Origin of the sequence: Amycolatopsis azurea DSM 43854, from assembly GCF_001995215.1 — a bacterium.
Classification (GTDB): domain Bacteria; phylum Actinomycetota; class Actinomycetes; order Mycobacteriales; family Pseudonocardiaceae; genus Amycolatopsis; species Amycolatopsis azurea.
In genome coordinates, this window is the sequence record NZ_MUXN01000037.1 from 64,635 (window position 1) to 80,750 (window position 16,116).

The 16,116-nt window shown below is 67.4% G+C and carries 17 protein-coding genes; 14 read left to right on the forward strand and 3 right to left on the reverse strand.

Features of this window, described 5'->3' with window-relative positions:
• The first annotated feature begins 69 nt into the window (after positions 1-69).
• From B0293_RS41440 to B0293_RS41485, 10 genes are all read left to right on the forward strand, one after another.
• Entirely contained in the window at positions 70-4,176 is a 4,107-nt protein-coding gene (locus B0293_RS41440) for a SpoIIE family protein phosphatase (RefSeq protein ID WP_005154024.1), read from the forward strand.
• Entirely contained in the window at positions 4,173-4,463 is a 291-nt protein-coding gene (locus tag B0293_RS41445) for an STAS domain-containing protein (protein ID WP_005154027.1), read from the forward strand. The genes B0293_RS41440 and B0293_RS41445 overlap by 4 nt, the downstream gene beginning before the upstream one ends.
• 90 nt (positions 4,464-4,553) lie before the next feature.
• The gene (locus B0293_RS41450; protein ID WP_245191893.1) at positions 4,554-5,066 is read left to right on the forward strand and encodes a MarR family winged helix-turn-helix transcriptional regulator; all 513 of its coding nucleotides are present in this window, start codon (positions 4,554-4,556) and stop codon (positions 5,064-5,066) included.
• A gap of 128 nt (positions 5,067-5,194) precedes the next feature.
• Positions 5,195-6,664: an MFS transporter gene (locus B0293_RS41455; protein ID WP_005154032.1), complete on the forward strand. Its 1,470-nt coding sequence runs from the start codon at positions 5,195-5,197 to the stop codon at positions 6,662-6,664.
• Positions 6,665-6,674: 10 nt separating this feature from the next.
• On the forward strand, positions 6,675-7,880 hold the full coding sequence (locus B0293_RS41460) for an FAD-dependent monooxygenase (protein WP_005154034.1): 1,206 nt from the start codon (positions 6,675-6,677) through the stop codon (positions 7,878-7,880).
• Positions 7,881-8,210: 330 nt separating this feature from the next.
• Complete coding sequence (locus B0293_RS41465; RefSeq protein ID WP_077241517.1) at positions 8,211-9,338, forward strand: AI-2E family transporter; 1,128 nt, start codon at positions 8,211-8,213, stop codon at positions 9,336-9,338.
• Positions 9,335-10,390 carry a fatty acid desaturase family protein gene (locus B0293_RS41470; protein ID WP_005154038.1) on the forward strand — a complete coding sequence of 352 codons (1,056 nt, stop codon included), beginning with the start codon at positions 9,335-9,337 and terminating at the stop codon, positions 10,388-10,390. The genes B0293_RS41465 and B0293_RS41470 overlap by 4 nt, the downstream gene beginning before the upstream one ends.
• Positions 10,391-10,541: 151 nt before the next feature.
• Positions 10,542-11,039 carry a DUF5994 family protein gene (locus B0293_RS41475; protein WP_039916433.1) on the forward strand — a complete coding sequence of 166 codons (498 nt, stop codon included), beginning with the start codon at positions 10,542-10,544 and terminating at the stop codon, positions 11,037-11,039.
• 148 nt (positions 11,040-11,187) lie between these two features.
• Positions 11,188-11,505 carry a hypothetical protein gene (locus B0293_RS41480; RefSeq protein ID WP_005154042.1) on the forward strand — a complete coding sequence of 106 codons (318 nt, stop codon included), beginning with the start codon at positions 11,188-11,190 and terminating at the stop codon, positions 11,503-11,505.
• 40 nt (positions 11,506-11,545) lie between these two features.
• The gene (locus tag B0293_RS41485) at positions 11,546-12,007 is read left to right on the forward strand and encodes a hypothetical protein (RefSeq protein WP_245191894.1); all 462 of its coding nucleotides are present in this window, start codon (positions 11,546-11,548) and stop codon (positions 12,005-12,007) included.
• Between the two features lie 75 nt (positions 12,008-12,082).
• Here the strand turns inward: B0293_RS41485 and B0293_RS41490 are convergent, their stop codons facing one another.
• Positions 12,083-12,505, reverse strand: coding sequence for a DUF6292 family protein (locus B0293_RS41490; protein WP_052014350.1), 423 nt, complete (start codon positions 12,503-12,505; stop codon positions 12,083-12,085).
• Positions 12,506-12,597: 92 nt separating this feature from the next.
• Positions 12,598-13,038 carry an Hsp20/alpha crystallin family protein gene (locus B0293_RS41495; protein WP_005154046.1) on the reverse strand — a complete coding sequence of 147 codons (441 nt, stop codon included), beginning with the start codon at positions 13,036-13,038 and terminating at the stop codon, positions 12,598-12,600.
• Positions 13,039-13,142: 104 nt separating this feature from the next.
• On the opposite strand from B0293_RS41495, the gene B0293_RS41500 reads away from it, so the two are divergent.
• The 4 genes from B0293_RS41500 to B0293_RS43420 all read left to right on the forward strand — a co-directional run bounded on the left by B0293_RS41500 (position 13,143) and on the right by B0293_RS43420 (position 15,514).
• Complete coding sequence (locus B0293_RS41500; protein ID WP_005154047.1) at positions 13,143-13,757, forward strand: hypothetical protein; 615 nt, start codon at positions 13,143-13,145, stop codon at positions 13,755-13,757.
• On the forward strand, positions 13,754-14,557 hold the full coding sequence (locus B0293_RS41505) for a tyrosine-protein phosphatase (RefSeq protein ID WP_039916438.1): 804 nt from the start codon (positions 13,754-13,756) through the stop codon (positions 14,555-14,557). Before B0293_RS41500 ends, B0293_RS41505 begins: the two co-directional genes overlap by 4 nt.
• A 539-nt stretch (positions 14,558-15,096) precedes the next feature.
• Complete coding sequence (locus B0293_RS41510) at positions 15,097-15,327, forward strand: hypothetical protein (RefSeq protein ID WP_005154058.1); 231 nt, start codon at positions 15,097-15,099, stop codon at positions 15,325-15,327.
• A gap of 4 nt (positions 15,328-15,331) precedes the next feature.
• Positions 15,332-15,514 carry a hypothetical protein gene (locus tag B0293_RS43420; RefSeq protein WP_143254768.1) on the forward strand — a complete coding sequence of 61 codons (183 nt, stop codon included), beginning with the start codon at positions 15,332-15,334 and terminating at the stop codon, positions 15,512-15,514.
• 288 nt (positions 15,515-15,802) lie between these two features.
• Here the strand turns inward: B0293_RS43420 and B0293_RS44970 are convergent.
• A partial coding sequence (locus tag B0293_RS44970; protein WP_143254769.1) for a WhiB family transcriptional regulator occupies positions 15,803-16,116 on the reverse strand: 314 nt, incomplete at its 5' end.

Consider the following 16,116-nt stretch of genomic DNA (forward strand, 5'->3'; position numbering starts at 1 on the left):
CGGACGGGGCTGGAACTGCCGGGGATAGTGCCGGCCCCGGTGTGAGGGTTGGACAGGAAAGAGCGTCGAATGCCTTCAGCGGAGGCCGGAAGAGGCCGGATCGATGTGTTCGCCGCGGACGGCGAGGTCGGCCGTGACCTGGCCGAGGTGGACTGGACGGCCACTCCGCTCGGCCGGCCGGACGGGTGGCCACTGAGCCTGCGGACGGCCGTGGGCATCCTCCTGTCTTCACGGTTCTCCATGTGGATGGCGTGGGGCCCGGAGCTCACCTTCTTCTGCAACTCCGCCTACCGGCACAACACCTTGGGACGGAAGTACCCGTGGGCTCTCGGCCGCCCGGCGAACGAGGTGTGGTCGGAGATCTGGGACGACATCGGCCCGCGCATCGAAACCGTGTTGTCCACCGGCAAGGCGACGTGGGACGAGGGACTGCTGCTGTTTCTTGAGCGCTCGGGATACCTGGAGGAGAGCTACCACACGTTCTCCTACAGCCCGCTGTGTGACGACAGCGGCCGGGTCGTCGGCATGTTGTGCGTGGTGAGCGAGGAGACCGACCGGATCATCGGCGAGCGCCGGATGGCGACCCTGCGCGATCTCGGCTCGGATCCCAGCGTGATCACCACCGAGGACGAGGTGCTCGCGTTCGCGGTCCGCCAGCTCAACCGGAACACCCGCGACCTGCCCTTCACCCTGATCTATCTGTTCGAGGACGGCGGCCCGGCGCGACTGGCGGCTTCGACCGGGCTCGCGGATGACCTCGCGGTGCCTCTGCTGGAGTTGCCGGTGGAGCAGCTGGCCGAGGGCGGAGCCGTGCTGATCGGTCTTGACGAGGCCAGGACGACCGAACTGCCCGCAGGGGCGTGGCCCGAGCCGCCCAACCAGGCTCTGGTCATTCCGCTGCGGCAGCAGGGCGGTGTGCCCCACGGGTTTCTGGTGGCGGGGTTGAACCGGTATCGCGACCTCGACGACGGCTACCGCGGCTTCGTGGAACTGGTGGCGGCGCATATCGCCGCGGGGATCGTCAGCGCCCGCAGTCACCAGGCGCAGCAGCGTCGGGCGGAGGAGCTCGCGGAGCTGGACCGGGCGAAGACGGCCTTCTTCTCGAACATCAGCCACGAGTTCCGCACGCCGCTCACCTTGATCATGGGGCCGGTGCAGGAACTGCTCTCGAACGCGCCCGGCCTGGACGACGCGGCCCGCGCGGATCTGGAAGTCGTCCGCCGCAACGGTTCCCGGCTGAGCAAGCTGGTCAACACGCTGCTGGACTTCTCCCGGATCGAGGCCGGGCGGATGCAAGCCTGCTTCGAACCGGTGGATCTCGCGGCCGTCACCGCGGAACTGGCGAGTGTTTTCCAGTCGGCGGTCGAGCGGGCGGGCCTGCGCTTCACCGTCGAATGCCCGCCGCTGGGTGAGCCGGTGTACGTGGACCTCGCCTTGTGGGAGAAGGTCGTCTTCAATCTCTTGAGCAACGCGGTGAAGTTCACTTTCGAAGGTGCCATAACGGTCACCGTGGCCAAGGACGCGAGGGCGGCGACCGTCGCCGTCTCCGACACCGGCGTCGGGGTGCCCGCCAAGGAGGTACCTCGCCTGTTCGAGCGGTTCCACCGGATCGAGAACACCCGCGCCCGCTCCCACGAGGGCAGCGGGATAGGTCTCGCGCTGGTGCGGGAACTCGTGGAACTGCACGGCGGCACGATCACCGGTGACAGCGTCGAAGGCGTGGGGACGACGTTCACCGTCCGGCTGCCCTTCGGGTCGGCTCACCTTCCCGCCGACTCGCTGACCGCATCGAGTGGTCGTGCCGGCACCGCCGCCACGGCCGAACCGTATGCGCTGGAGGCCCGGAGATGGTCCTCCGGCGACCCGGCCCCCGAAATCGCCGAGGCCGACCGTGCCTCGACGCAGCGGCAGTCCACCCCCGCAAGGGTCGTGATCGCCGACGACAACGCCGACATGCGCGAGTACCTGACCCGTCTCGTCACCGGCGCGGGCTACGTGGTCGAAGCCGTCGCCGACGGTGACGAAGCGATGGGCGCCGTGCGTGCGGAGCCGCCGGACCTCGTCATCAGCGATGTGATGATGCCCGGTCTCGACGGGCTGGGTCTGGTCGAAAGGCTGCGCGGTGAACCGCGCACCGCCGCGGTACCCGTCCTGCTGCTCTCGGCACGGGCCGGGCAGGAAGCCTCCATCGAAGGACTGCAGGCCGGCGCCGACGACTACCTCGTCAAGCCGTTCGCCTCCGCCGAGTTGCTGGCCCGTGTCCGGGCGAACGTCGAACTGGCCCGGCTGCGCACACGGTCCGCCCGGTGGCGTGCGGCTCTGATCGACTCGCTGCAGGAAGCGTTCTTCGTCTGTGACGAAGGCGGAGCGGTCGTCGAGATCAACAGCGCGTTCGCCGACATCCTCGGCTACGGCCCGAGAGGCCTGCCGTACCGGCCTGCCCACCCGTGGTGGCCGGACGCGAGCACCGATCCCGACCTGTACCGCCTCGTCTCCGACGCCTTCGAAACGGTGTTGCGCGATCGGCGCGGCAGCTGCACCATTCCTGTCGCGCACCGTGACGGGCATCGGCTGTGGGTCACGGCCAGCTTCAGCCGGGTCGAAGATCCCGAAACCGGCAGACACGTCACGGTCGGCACGTTCCGTGACGTGACCGCTGAGCATTACGCGATACAGCGCCAAAGCGTGCTGTCCGCCTTGAACCAGCAGCTCGCCCAGGCGGATTCCGTCGGCGAGGCACTGGTCACCTCGCTGGCCGAACTCCGCCGGGTCTGGAAGGCGCGCCGGGTTCTGGCGGTTCTCTTTCCCTCCCACACCGCCGAGCCGGTGATCGTCGGTGAGCAGGGCGGCTGGGAGGACCTGCCTCCTGGCGTCCGGCACAGCGTCACGGCTCTGCGCGACTCCGAAACGCTGAGTGCCGTGGCAGGGAAGCCCGGTACGGCGGGGATCTCGCTCCAGCACCCTGACGGTGTCCTCGTCGTGTGGCTCGAACTGGCCGAATCACGGCCGATCACCCCCGAAGACGAAACGCTGCTGACGGTGCTGGCCGGACGGCTCGGTCAAGGCCTGGCCCGGGTACATCAGATCGACCAGCAGCGGGAGACCGCGCTCGCGCTCCAGCACGCGATCCTCGGCCCGCAACGGCTCCCCGAGGGATTCGTGGCCCGCTATCAGCCTGCCAACAGCCCGCTGAAGGTCGGCGGTGACTGGTACGACGTGGTCGAACTGGAAGACGGGCGCATCGCGCTGGTCGTCGGTGACTGCGTAGGGCACGGCCTGGCCGCGGCCACCGTCATGGGGCAGTTGCGCAGCGCCTGCCGCGCCCTGCTGCTGGAGAACCCGAGCCCTGCGGCGGCACTGACCGGGCTGGACCGCTTCGCCGCCCGCCTGCCCGGCGCCGTCTGCACCACCGCGTTCTGCGCGGTTCTCTCGCGCGATACAGGCGAGATGAGCTACGCCGCCGCGGGCCACCCGCCGCCGATCCTGTTCGGCGCGGACCGCTCCATCCAGCTGCTGGAAGGCGGGCGATCGATTCCGCTGGGTGTCCGGCCCGGCAGGCCGAGATCCGAAGCGCGCACCGTGATCCCCGCCCGCGCCACCCTGCTGTTGTACACCGACGGTCTTGTCGAACGACGTCGCTGCTCACTCGGTGACGGCATCGACCGCGTCGCCGCACTGGTCGCCGAAAACGGCGACACCATCCTCGAAGGCCTGGCCGGGCTGTTGATGTCCGAACTGGCCCCGGCAGAAGGTTATGAGGACGACGTGGCGTTGCTGACCTATCGCAGTCCCGGCCCCCTGGACTTGAGCTTTCCCGCCGACGTCGGCGAACTGGCGGTCGTGCGCAAGGCCTTGCGCGACTGGCTACAGCGCTGCGAGCTCGATGCCGACCAGCTTCAGAACATCCTCGTCGCGGTGGGGGAGGCCACCGCCAACGCCGTCGAGCACGGTCATCGCGACGACCCCGGTGGCCTCGTCCGGCTTCGAGCCGCCGTCTTGACCGACGGCTTACGCCTGATCGTCAGCGACACCGGGTCGTGGAAACCGCCTCGCCCGGACCCCGATTCCGATCGCGGCCGAGGACTGATCCTGATGAGGGCCTTCATGGACGAGGTCACCGTCGAACAAGGAGATGCCGGAACCACCGTGTACCTGAAGGCGAGGATTTCCCGATGAGTGCTCGGCTCACCCTCACCACGGACAGCCGTGAAGACGGCAGCGTCCTGCTGATCGCCTCCGGCGAGATCGATCTGAGCAATGTCGACGCCTTCGACAGCGCGCTCGCCGGCGCCACGAAGAACGGCACGGTCACTGTCGACCTGCGTGAGGTGGACTACCTCGACAGCGGCGGCATCAACGCGCTGTTCGGCTATGCCGACCGGATCCGCATCCGCACCAACCCGCTGCTGATGCCCGTCCTCACTGTCAGCGGGCTCACCGAACTCGTCGACGTCGAGCAGTGATCACGGCCATCCCGAGCCGGGGCGCTCCCCATGTGATTCGTCAGATAAGTCACTAACCTAGTTAGTGACTTATCAGGTAGACTATCTGGCATGACTTCTTCGGCTCGCGGTCCTCGTCACGCCGGCCCGCCCACCGCCGGGCGGCAGGTCGAGGTCCCGGGCGTGGGCAACGCCGTGATGGAGCGCCTGCAGGAAGTGGGAGTGTTGACGCGAGTGGTCGAGCAGCGTCTGAGCGGGGCTCTGGGGATCAACGCCACGGACCTGGCGGCGATGGAGCACCTCACCACCGACGGCCCGCTGACCGCCAAGGAACTCGCGGATAGGCTGCGGGTCTCGACCGCGGCGAGTACACACATCGTGGACCGGCTCGAGAAGGCCGGTCACATCGTCCGCCGCCCGCACGCGACCGATCGTCGCAAGGTGCTGGTCGAGCCGGTCGCCGAGTCGATGAACCAGATCTTCGGGCACCTGCACCCGTTGTTGCGCGGTGTGGAGGACCTCGTCGAGGCGCTGAGCCCCCGAGACCGAGACGTCGTCAAGGCGTTCCTGACCGATGTCGTGCGGATCTACACGGACACGGCGGATTCCTTCCCCCAGGGCTGACTTCCCGCCGCGGCGCGCGAGCCGCCACACCCGACCCGACCACCGGGGCGCATTCGTTCCGCGGATGCCTGCCCGGCGTACGAACGCGCCCTGAAAACGAGCGCTGGCACCAGAATCCGGAGAGAATCATGTCCGTACCCGAGAAGAAGACATCGCCGCGGGCGGTGTGGTGGCTGCTGGCCACCGTGCTCGTCGTCGAGTTGATGGATCTGCTCGACTCGACCATCGTCAACGTGGCGGGGCCTTCGCTGGAGCGGTCCCTGGGCACGAGCCCGGTCGGGTTGCAGTGGGTCATCGGCGGCTACGCCCTGACCCTCGGCGCGGGCCTGGTGCTCGGCGGACGCCTCGGCGACCGTTACGGCCGGCGGCCGATGTTCCTGTGCGGGCTTGTGGCCTTCACCGTCGCGTCGCTGCTGTGCGCGGTCGCTCCGAGTGTCGGCCTGCTGATCACCTTCCGGCTGTTCCAGGGCGTGGCCGGGGCGATGATGCTGCCCCAAGGACTGGGCATCCTGCGCGACAACCTCGCTCCCCGGGAGCTCACGAAAGCCCTTGCCGTCTTCGGCCCGGTTCTCGGCTTGGGCGGCGTCCTCGGCCCGGTGCTGGGCGGCGCCCTGGTCGACTGGGACCTGTTCGGTCTCGGCTGGCGGCTGGTGTTCCTGATCAACGTCCCGGTCGGCCTTGCCGCGTTGGCCCTGGCCTGGCGGCTGGTGCCCCGCGACAGCGGAATCAGGACGCTGCGCGTGGACGTCGTCGGAGCGGTACTCGTCGCGGTCGCCTCGGCGTTGCTGGTTCTTCCGCTCAACGAGGGGCAGGCATCGGGGTGGCCGCTGTGGACGTGGCTGTCGCTGTCCGCCGCGGCGATCGGCTACGCGGGATTCGCGCTGTGGCAGCGCCGCGCCGTGCGCCGGAACCGAGCGCCGCTGGTCACCCCGAGCCTGTTCGGCAAGTCCGCGTTCACCGTCGGACTGATCGCGGTCGCGCTGTTCTTCGGCGGTCTCATCGGCACCCAGCTGGTTCTGACGTTCTTCTTGCAACTCGGCCAGGGGTTCACCGCCGGACAGGCCGGGCTGGGCAACCTCCCGGTCGCGCTGGGCACCGCCGTCGGCGGCACCATCAGCGGCGGGCTGCTCGCCGCCAAACTCGGCCGCAGGGTGTTGCAGGCCGGAGCGATCCTCCAGTTCGCCGGGGTCGCCTGGCTGTGGTTCGCCCTGGCCGACACCACCGGCTTCACGATCTGGCAGATCGTGCCCGGCGGCACCGTGGCCGGCATCGGCGCGGGCATCGTGATCGCCGCGGTGTTCAACACCGTGCTCGGCGCCGTCGACGACGACGAGGTCGGCTCCGCCTCCGGCGTGCTGTCCGCGGTCCAGGCGATCGGCGGCTCGGTCGGTGTCGCGGTGTTCAGCACCGTGTTCTTCGCCGGTGCCCTCGTCGGCCGGGTCACCGAGGGATTCCGCGAAGCCCTCGTGGTCCAAGCGATCGTCATCGCGTTGTTCCTGCTGATCTCACCGCTGTTCCCTCGTCGTGCCCGCCCCGACGAACCGGTTCCCGCTGATCCTCACCACCCGGCGCCCCAGCAACCCAGCATCGCTTCCTGAAGGAGATCCCTTGTCCCGCACCATCTTGATCTCCGGCGCCAGCATCGCCGGGCCTGCCTTGGCCTACTGGCTGCACCAGCACGGCATGACGGCGACCGTGATCGAACGCGCGCCGGAACTCCGCCTCGGCGGGCAGACGGTCGACCTGCGCGGCGCCGGGCGCACCGTCATCGAACGGATGGGCCTGGAGAAGGCCGCCCGCGAGCGCGTCACGCATGAGGAAGGGCTGCGTTTCGTCGACGACAGCAACCGGGTCCGGGCTTCGTTCGGCGCCGACGCCCTGGACGGCGACGGGTTCGTCACCGAGCTGGAACTCCTGCGCGGCGACCTCGCCGATCTGCTCTACCAGCACACCCGCGACGACATCGCCTACGTCTTCGGCGACGAGATCACCGGGCTGACCGATACCGGTGCCGGTGTGGACGTCACTTTCCGAAACGGCGCCGACCGCCGATTCGACCTCGTCGTCCTCGCCGACGGCCTGCGGTCCCGCACCCGGGATCTCGTCTTCGCCGACATCGCCCGCACTCGCTCTTTCGGCCTGTACACCGCCTACTTCACCATTCCGCGCACCGAGTCGGACGACAGGTGGGCACGATGGTTCAACGCCCCCGGTCGCCGAGTGGTCCTCCTGCGTCCCGACAACCAGGGGACCACTCGCGCGACACTGTCCTTCCTGGGCCCGTACTCCGGGCTTGACCGGCTGAAAGTCCCGGCACAGCAAGACTTTCTGCGCCGTCACTACGCCGATGCCCGCTGGGAAACACCACGCGTGCTCGCCGCGATGGGCGACTCTCCGGACTTCTACTTCGAATCCGTCGGGCAGATGCGCCTCGAGCATTGGTCGCGCGGCCGGATCGCCACTGTCGGCGACGCCGCCTACTGCGCCTCCCCGCTCAGCGGCATGGGCACCAGCCTCGCCCTCGTCGGCGCCTACGTCCTCGCCGGCGAACTCAGCCGCCACTCTGACCACCACGACGCCTTCCAGGCCTACGAAACCATCATGCGGCCCTACGTCACCCAAGCCCAGAACGTCTCCTGGTTCGCGCCGCGGCTGGCCTCCCCGAAAACCCGCACCGGCATCCGGCTCCTCCACACCGTCGCCGGTCTCGCCGCCGGCCCGAGGCTCAGCCGTCTCGCCGGCCGGTTCGCCACTCCGCCCGCGGACGCCATCGACCTTCCCGCCTACCGGCACAGCGAACAGGCCGGACACTGACGCGCCACGGCGACGGAGAGGCCGAACGTGGACGTGTGGCCCTGGTTCTTGGACGGGAGAGACCGCTCACCGGCCGCCGGTTCGTCCTGATCCGGCGTTCCGGGGTGCGGGAGGCTATCGTTGAAGACAGCACTTCGTTGCCTTCACACGTGGGACGGCCTCCGCCCGACGAGCTGAAGGATCGCTCCGGACCCCGGCGGCGCACGTTCGGTGTCGTCACCGACGACCGAATGGGCCGGCGAGCCGTCCGCAGCGCACGAGAGGCCTACCGTGGCCGATCTCCCGCAAGATCCGAAAGTTCCCGACGATGTCCGGCCGGTGGTGCCGCGCATGCTGCGGGTGACCGCGGAGCTGGGGTGGCGGTTGCTCGTCGTCGGCGCGACCCTGTACGTGCTCGGGCTGGTCGTCGGCTATCTGGCCGCGGTGGTCGTGCCGGTGGCGATCGCGCTGCTGCTGGCCGCGATGCTCGCTCCCGCGGTGACCTTCCTCGTCCGTAACCGGATGCCGCGAGGCATCGCCGTCGCGGCGGTCCTGGTGGGCGGGCTCGCGGTGCTGGGCGGCCTGCTGACCTTCGTGGTGCTCACGTTCGTCAACGGCATACCCGCCTTGCGGGTCCAGCTCACGAAGAGCGTCGACGCCGTCGCCAACTGGCTCACCACCGGTCCGCTCCATCTCAGTGCCGCGCAACTCCGGGATTCGGGCGACGACCTGGTGGCGACCCTGACCAATTCCCGGACCGGATTGACCACCGGCGCGCTGAGCACGGCGGCGACCGTCGGTGGAGTGCTGGCGCAGGCACTGCTCGTGCTGTTCGTCTTGATCTTCCTGCTCGCGGACGGGCCGGGGATCTGGGCGTTCCTGCTGCGCTCGGTACCCGCCCGTGCGCGGATCCGGGCGGACGTCGCCGGGCGGAGAAGCCTGGCCGCGCTCGTCAGTTACGTGCGCGCGACGATCGCGGTGGCCACCGTGGACGCGGTCGGCATCGGTATCGGCATGGCCGTATTGGGAGTCCCCCTGACCGTGCCCTTGTCCGCGCTGGTGTTTCTCGGCGCGTTCGTGCCCATCATCGGCTCGGTCGTGGTGGGCACCGTCGCCGTCCTGATCGCGCTGGTCGCCAACGGGCTAGTCCCGGCGCTGATCCTGCTCGGCGTCGTCCTCGTCGTCCAGCAACTGGAAAGCCATCTGCTGCAACCGTTCCTGCTCGGCCGGGCGGTGAAGCTCCATCCGCTCGCGGTGGTACTGGCCATCGCGACAGGGCTTCTCGTCGGCGGTATCGCCGGTGCCTTGCTGGCGGTTCCGCTGCTGGCGGTGCTCAACTCCGCCATCCGGTCTTTGCGCAGCGAGGCTGACGAACACGTCGACCCCGCCGACGTCCACGCGAGCAGCCCCGCGGAATCCGGCCCTCCCGAACCCGGTCTCGACCGGGAACCCGAACTTCGGCAAGGAGACGCTTCATGACCACGACCACCCGGGAACTCGACCAGAGCCAGGTAGAGCTCATCGGCAAGGAACTCGACGCGCTGCGACAGCGAGTGGTGGCGGATCTCGGGTCGGAGGACGCCGATTACATCCGCAGGGTCGTCGCTGTGCAACGGCTCAGTGAGCTGTCGGGCCGGGTGCTGCTGTTCGCGGGCTGGTTCCCGCCGGCGTGGATCGCCGGTGTCGGCGCGCTCTCGCTGTCGAAGATCTTGGACAACATGGAGATCGGCCACAACGTCCTGCACGGTCAGTACGACTGGATGAAGGACCCGACGCTGAACTCGCGGACCTTCGAATGGGACATGGTCTGCCCGAGCGAACAGTGGCGCCGCTCGCACAACTTCATGCACCACACCTACACCAACATCCTCGACAAGGATCGCGACGTCGGTTACGGCATCATCCGGATCACCGAAGACCAGAAGTGGAATCCCTACTACCTCGGCAATCCGCTCTACGCGGCGGCGCAGGCGGTGTTCTTCGAGTACGGGATCATGCTGCACGACCTCGAAGCGGACCGGATCGTGCAGGGCCGTCGCTCGTGGGCGGACGTCCGCCCGTTGCTCGGCCCGATGCTGCGCAAGGTATTTCGGCAGGCGGGCAAGGACTACGTGGTGTTCCCCGCGCTGACCGGTCCGCTGTTCCCGGTGACGCTGGCGGCGAACCTCAGCGCGAACCTGATCCGCAACCTCTGGGCCTTCTCGATCATCTTCTGCGGCCACTTTCCCGACGGTGCCGAGGTTTTCACCGAAGAGGAGAGCGAAAACGAGAGCAGGGGTCAGTGGTACCTGCGCCAGATGCTCGGCTCCGCGAACATCGTCGGAAGTCCGCTGTTCCACCTGCTTTCCGGGAATCTCAGTCATCAGATCGAGCATCACCTGTTCCCGGACATCCCGTCCCGTCGCTATCCGCGTATCGCGGCCGAAGTGCGGGAGCTCTGCGGGAAACACGGCCTGCCCTACAACACCGGTTCCCTGTCGAAGCAACTCGGCTCGGTCATCCGCAAGATCATCCGGCTCGCTTTGCCATGACGAAGAGCTTCTCGCGTTACTCGGACGTTAGCCCGTGATTTTCTCTGTACAGTGAAAGTGCCGAGAGTTTTTCGCGCGTCGGAGAGCGACCGATGTCACCTTCGGTTCTTCATCAACGCCGGCCCTCGTGGCCGGAGACCGGAGCCCGAACATGCGTGCCGACTCTTCCTCCCCGGACACCGAACGATTGAGTATCAAGCCCCGCAACTCGGAGAGCGGTCATGTCGACGGTGCCTGGTGGCCCCGATCCCGTGACCTGACGGCAGAAGTGCCCGAACTCGCCACAGCGCTCGACGGCCGGATCGGCCCGGTATGGCGGGTGGCTTACCCGCCGTCGGGCTGGGCGGTCACGGTCCGCGAGATGATCTACCAGGGGCGGCTGATCAAACTGGAGGGAATCGGCTCGCAGAACGTTCACATCGTGCACGTGACCGGCGGGAGCATGCACCGGGTCACTCTCCTGGTCATCCCACCGGGGACCGATGAGCTCGCCGCCGAAGGGGTGCTGGCAGCCGCCTCCGGGCAGAACAACGTGACCTGCCCGGAAATGCTCCTCGACGAGTTCGGCGCGCGACCCACCCCGGAAAACGCCCTCGCCCGTTGGGAATCTGAAGGTGGGCGTGGCGAAATCGCCGGAGCGGGCGGGTGAATTCCGGAGATCCCAGTCGGCGGTCTCTCTTCCGTGAGACTCGTATCACCGGTCGACTCGTGGCGTTGTGGTCCGTTCGACCGACAGTGCTTGGACGCGCCTTCCAGTAACTTGTTGCCGACCCCGACCCGACACCGGAGGAGCCACCTTGACGACTGCCCAACGCGTTCTCGCCGTTCTTGCCGCCACAGGGCTGGCCGTCTCGGCCTTGGGCGCGGGCTCCGCTTCCGCCGCGACCAAGGGCAAGATCTACATCTCCAACAACTGCGGCGGCGCGGTCTCCACCACCATCCACCGCACCGACGGCTCGATGATCGCGGGCACCGGGGCCGCCCCGGCGGGCAGTTACTTCGGCTACCCGGTCAACCCCGGCACCTATGAGGTCCGCGTGCCCGCCGGTAACCGGAACGTGAAGATCCTCGACCTCGGCGGCAAGGCGCACTCGGTCATCGTCAAGGCCTGCTGACACCCGTCGAGTGTGAGTGATGATTCGACGTCTCGTGACCATGTCCGCGACGACGGCCGCGATGGCGATGCTGCTGACCGGATGCGGCCTGTTCCTTCCCGGTGACAAGGGTAAGGACTCCGCCCCAGCTACCCAGAAGACCGAGATGGCTTCTGCCGGGACCGTGGTTGACGCGGTGAAGGCCGCGCTTCCCGAGCTCCTCCAGGTCGAGGTAGGCACGAACCAGGACGGACTGACCACAGGAGTCATGGTCGACGCCGAGGTTCCGCTCGGATATGTGGTCACGGGTGAGAAGCTCAAGGCCCTGCTGGTCTCGGTATGGAATTCCTCCGACCCGAAGCCCGCCTTCGTGAAGTTCAATCCCTGGTCGACCTATGCGGGCCAGCGGGGCGCGATCAAGGCGCAGCGTGCCGCCAAAGAGCTCGGCGTCGACTGGAGCCCGAGTTTCGAGGTGGGCGTGAACGTGCCCGACTACGAGATCAAGAAACTCGCCGGCGACTGATTCGGCACGTCCAGCGGATCCACCCCCGTGGCGTGACGGCCCGGCCAGTCGATGCCTACGTCGACGGGCCGCAGGTCAGCTCGCGGGGCCGATGTCCTTCCGGGACGCGAGTGGGCGGCGGGCAGTGAGATCCGGTGGGCGCGGCAAGGGTGGTGTGTGCCTGGCGTCGGGGTCGCCGTTCTCGCGCAAGGCGTTGACGAAACGCGCCACCTGGGCGGCGGGCGGTGCGATGGTGTTCCCGCCGAGGTATCGGACGATGATGAGGTCTTCACCGGAATGGGTTTCGACCGCGGCTGCCCAGCCGTGGAGCTCGTTCCACAGCAACGCCGTGTCCCGTCCGGGATGCGCGGGGAATTCTCCGTCGAGGGCGACGTAGGCGGACACGGGGCTGTCGTGGTCGACGGTGCACGACTCCAGCCCGACGCCCAGCGCGCTCGTGACTTCCGCGAGGTACTCCCACACGGCGTCGAGCGGAGGGTGAGGACGAGGGCTCGGCATGGTGAGTGTGGCTGTCAAAGAGGATCCTCGTTTCGCGTGGTCGTTCCCGTGGCGGGACCGATGGTCATTCCGGTCCCGCCACGGGAACGACGTCAGGCCTGGATCTTCTTGCGGTCGGACTCTGAGCCGCTGATCGTGATGCGCCGCGGTTTGGCTTTCTCGGCGACCGGGATGCGCAGAGTCAGCACGCCTGCTTCGTAACCGGCCGCGATGCGGTCGGTGTCGAGTGCTTCGCCGAGGAAAAGCTGGCGGGAGAAGACGCCGAGCGGGCGTTCGGAGACCTGCATCTGAACGTCACCGCCGATGTTCGGCCGCCGTTCCGCCTTGACCGTCAGGACGTTGCGTTCGATGTCCAGCTCGATCGCGTCGGCGTCGACGCCGGGAAGATCGAAGCAGACGACGAATTCGTCGCCGTCGCGGTAGGCGTCCATCGGCATCGTGGCCGGTTTGGACCAGGTTCCGGAGTTCGTGGCGCCGAACACCTGCTGGGTGAAGCGGTCCAGCTCACGGAACGGGTCGGTGCGCATCAACATCGGGTTCCACCTCCTGGGTTCGTTGTCTGGTGTCAACACGCCCCACTGTTCTAGCATGTCATCGAAAAGATGACAACCACTGAGTCGTCGAGAGGATGACGTTGATGGAGACCGATCTCGCGCATCGGGTGCGCGCGGTGCACGATGTGGTGGCGGCCGCCCGTTCCGGCACCGCGGACCCGGAGGTGGTGCTGGTCGCGCTGGCGACGTTGCGCGCGGCTCGCGAGGAAATGTCCGCCTGGGAGCCCGAACTGATCGCGGCCGCCCGCTCCGGAGGCGCCAGCTGGACCGCGCTCGCCCCTGCTCTGGGTGTGGCGAGCCGTCAAGCGGCGGAACGGAGGTTCCTGCGATTGCGGCCCTCGGTGACCGGTGAGGACACGGGGGAGGCGCGCGTCGAAGCCGAACGCGACCGGCGCGCCGGCGATCGGGCGGTCGCGGACTGGGCGCGGCGGAACTCGGCGATCCTGCGTCAGCTCGCTGGGCAGGCCGGGGGATTGAACGGCCTGACCGCCGAGGGCAGGGAAAGTGCCGACAAGCTCGGCACGGCGCTCGGCGAGAACGACGCGACCACGCTTCTCGCTCCTTTGGCCGACTTCCGTACGCACTTGACCGGGAAGCACGCCGACTTCGCGGAGCGACTCGGTGAAGTCGGCGACCACGCGGGGCAGGTGAGGCGGGAGGCGATGGACAGCCGGCGGCGACGCGACACCCAACGATGAGCACGAGCAGAGCGGTGACCTGGGAAGGTTTCTTCAACGCCAGGGATCTCGGCGGACTGCCCACCAAGTCCGGCGGCACGACTGCTTACGGAGCCTTCTTCAGGGCGGCGGACCTTCGTTTCGTCACCGAGACAGGGTGGGCCGAAGCGCACGTGTCCGGCGTCCGCACGGTCATCGACCTCCGCAACGCGGACGAGATCCGGCCTGCCGAATACTCGTTGACGACCCTGGCGGGTTCGGCACAATTCGCTGCCAGCCCAGAAGGTCCCACCACGCCGGCTTCTTTCGACCGGCTCGAAGTCCCGCTCGACGACATCGACGACATCGACGACATCGACGACATCGAGTTCTGGCAGCACGTCAACCGTCAGCGGCTCAACGGCACCCCGCTTTACTATCCCGTCTTCCTCCAGCGGAAGGCCCAGCGTTGCTCTGCCGTCGTCAAGGCGATCGCCCACGCCGATCCCGGGGGAGTCCTGTTCCACTGCGGCGGCGGCCGGGACCGGACCGGGCTGATCGCGCTTCTGCTGCTCGCGCTGGCCGACGTCGAGCCGTGCGCGATCGCCGCGGACTACGCCCTGTCCGCCGAAGCCCTCAAGGCTCTGTATGCCGCGATGAGAACCACCGACCAACAACCGTTCATCCAGGCGGTCCTCGCGGATCGGGGCACCACCACCGAGGAGGCCGTCATGGCGACCCTCGACGGCTTCGATGTCGAGCAGTACTTGCTCGACGCCGGGGTCACCGGCAGCGAGCTCCGCAGCGTTCGCGGCAGGCTCTTGGGCCTCCATCCTCATTGAGCTCGCGGACGAACGCCTTGTGAACCGACAACCTTCCATGAACGGATCGGCGACCCGGCTGGTCAGGAGAAGTTGTCCTTCTGCGCATCATCGACGGACGCGGCGCCGAAATGGGTCGGAGCTCCCGTCCACCGAGAGATGGGTTCGTTGCACCCGGGTCAGCGGTGGGATCATGCCAGCCGGCGATGGCGGGCGAAAGTAGTTCGAGCCTCGTCACTAACAGGGTCTCCGAGGCGCGTGACGGCGGAATCGCCATGCTGCGGCTACCCGATCTTGTCGAATGTCCGGCGACCATGCGGTGCGGGCGGAGCTGGTGATCGTTGCCGAATGTTGCTGATGCCGGGTATGTCGTCGCGGTCGGACACGGGCGCCGGCAGGAGTGTAAACGAGCGTGCTGGGCGAGGTTCATGATCGCCCCGCGTCTTCGAGGACCGCATGACCACTGTTCGACGCTGGCGGAGACACCGATTGGGCGCAGAAGTGCCCGGGTAGTCAGGTACGGCGACTGAAGCGCACTCGACCTGGAGGAGCGGAGCGATATGGCGTCGACGAAGTGGCGGTTCGGTGAGACAAGGCTCCCGCCGAAGGCAGCGATCGGGCTCGCGCTGCTCTGGGTCGTCATCGCGATCTTCTGGATCGTCCTGGGCGTCACCGATGACGGGCCGATGCGCTGGAACAACTGGTTCAACGTCGGACTCGGGGTATGGCTGCTCTTGAGCAGCAGCCATTACTGGATATCGGTTATACGTGAGCGTCGCACGCGACAGTGAGAGCATGGACGTGGTGTTCTCGCGGTGCGTCGACAGGAACATGATGGCACTAGAGTGGCCGCCCGAGAATCTTCGGGTGCGGGGTGCGGACCGCGTGGCACGCACCGAAATCATTCATGTCGCAACGAAAAAACCGCTTGACCCGGACTTTCGTCCAAATCAAGCGGCTTTCTTCCGGTCGGGCTGACAGGATTCGAACCTGCGACCCCTTGACCCCCAGTATTGGGAGTCTGAACGCTGTGCTCATCAGCGTCGTTCCTGTTCGTAAGGAAGCATAGCATGACGAGTTTTCGGGTCGATTGAGGTTCTGGTGCTTGGGAGCATAGACCCCGTTTAGCTAAGTTAAAGATCGATGGCGGGGCCAGGAACGGCCTTGGCTGGTCTAGTCGGCAGTCTGCGACGCCTGGCGCGCTCATATGCGGCATGGGCGACGCAGCAGGCAGCGCATCGACAGGAGTGCTTGGCGTACCGAGAGTTATGGCCATGAGGCGGGAGAATGCGTAGGTGGTTTCCTCCTGTAAGAAGATCGCGTTCGTCCGGCTGTAACCCCTCCCCAGATTCCCCACGGATCGCGCAGTAGAACCGCGGTGAATAGACAGGGAGCACGAGTTGGGCAGGTTCGACAAATCGCCAGACACGTTTGGACCATGTCAGGCTCATTGGAATGCCAGTCAAGGCCGGGTTTGCTGCGGCACGCCGCACGCCTGCGCCACTTAGAGCGTGTCTTACGTGGTGAGTTTTCGGAGTTTCTTGTGGCAGGTGAGGGGGGCTCCGAGGGTGAGGAATGCG

What these genes read in the sequence shown, in the direction of transcription:
- B0293_RS41440 (WP_005154024.1), top strand. Translation starts at nt 70, where the DNA reads ATGCCTTCAGCGGAGGCCGGAAGAGGCCGGATCGATGTGTTCGCCGCG.
- B0293_RS41445 (WP_005154027.1), top strand. Translation starts at nt 4,173, where the DNA reads ATGAGTGCTCGGCTCACCCTCACCACGGACAGCCGTGAAGACGGCAGC.
- B0293_RS41450 (WP_245191893.1), top strand. Translation starts at nt 4,554, where the DNA reads ATGACTTCTTCGGCTCGCGGTCCTCGTCACGCCGGCCCGCCCACCGCC.
- B0293_RS41455 (WP_005154032.1), top strand. Translation starts at nt 5,195, where the DNA reads ATGTCCGTACCCGAGAAGAAGACATCGCCGCGGGCGGTGTGGTGGCTG.
- B0293_RS41465 (WP_077241517.1), top strand. Translation starts at nt 8,211, where the DNA reads ATGCTGCGGGTGACCGCGGAGCTGGGGTGGCGGTTGCTCGTCGTCGGC.
- B0293_RS41470 (WP_005154038.1), top strand. Translation starts at nt 9,335, where the DNA reads ATGACCACGACCACCCGGGAACTCGACCAGAGCCAGGTAGAGCTCATC.
- B0293_RS41475 (WP_039916433.1), top strand. Translation starts at nt 10,542, where the DNA reads ATGCGTGCCGACTCTTCCTCCCCGGACACCGAACGATTGAGTATCAAG.
- B0293_RS41485 (WP_245191894.1), top strand. Translation starts at nt 11,546, where the DNA reads ATGTCCGCGACGACGGCCGCGATGGCGATGCTGCTGACCGGATGCGGC.
- B0293_RS41490 (WP_052014350.1), bottom strand. Translation starts at nt 12,505, where the DNA reads ATGCCGAGCCCTCGTCCTCACCCTCCGCTCGACGCCGTGTGGGAGTAC.
- B0293_RS41495 (WP_005154046.1), bottom strand. Translation starts at nt 13,038, where the DNA reads ATGTTGATGCGCACCGACCCGTTCCGTGAGCTGGACCGCTTCACCCAG.
- B0293_RS41500 (WP_005154047.1), top strand. Translation starts at nt 13,143, where the DNA reads ATGGAGACCGATCTCGCGCATCGGGTGCGCGCGGTGCACGATGTGGTG.
- B0293_RS41505 (WP_039916438.1), top strand. Translation starts at nt 13,754, where the DNA reads ATGAGCACGAGCAGAGCGGTGACCTGGGAAGGTTTCTTCAACGCCAGG.
- B0293_RS41510 (WP_005154058.1), top strand. Translation starts at nt 15,097, where the DNA reads ATGGCGTCGACGAAGTGGCGGTTCGGTGAGACAAGGCTCCCGCCGAAG.
- B0293_RS43420 (WP_143254768.1), top strand. Translation starts at nt 15,332, where the DNA reads ATGGACGTGGTGTTCTCGCGGTGCGTCGACAGGAACATGATGGCACTA.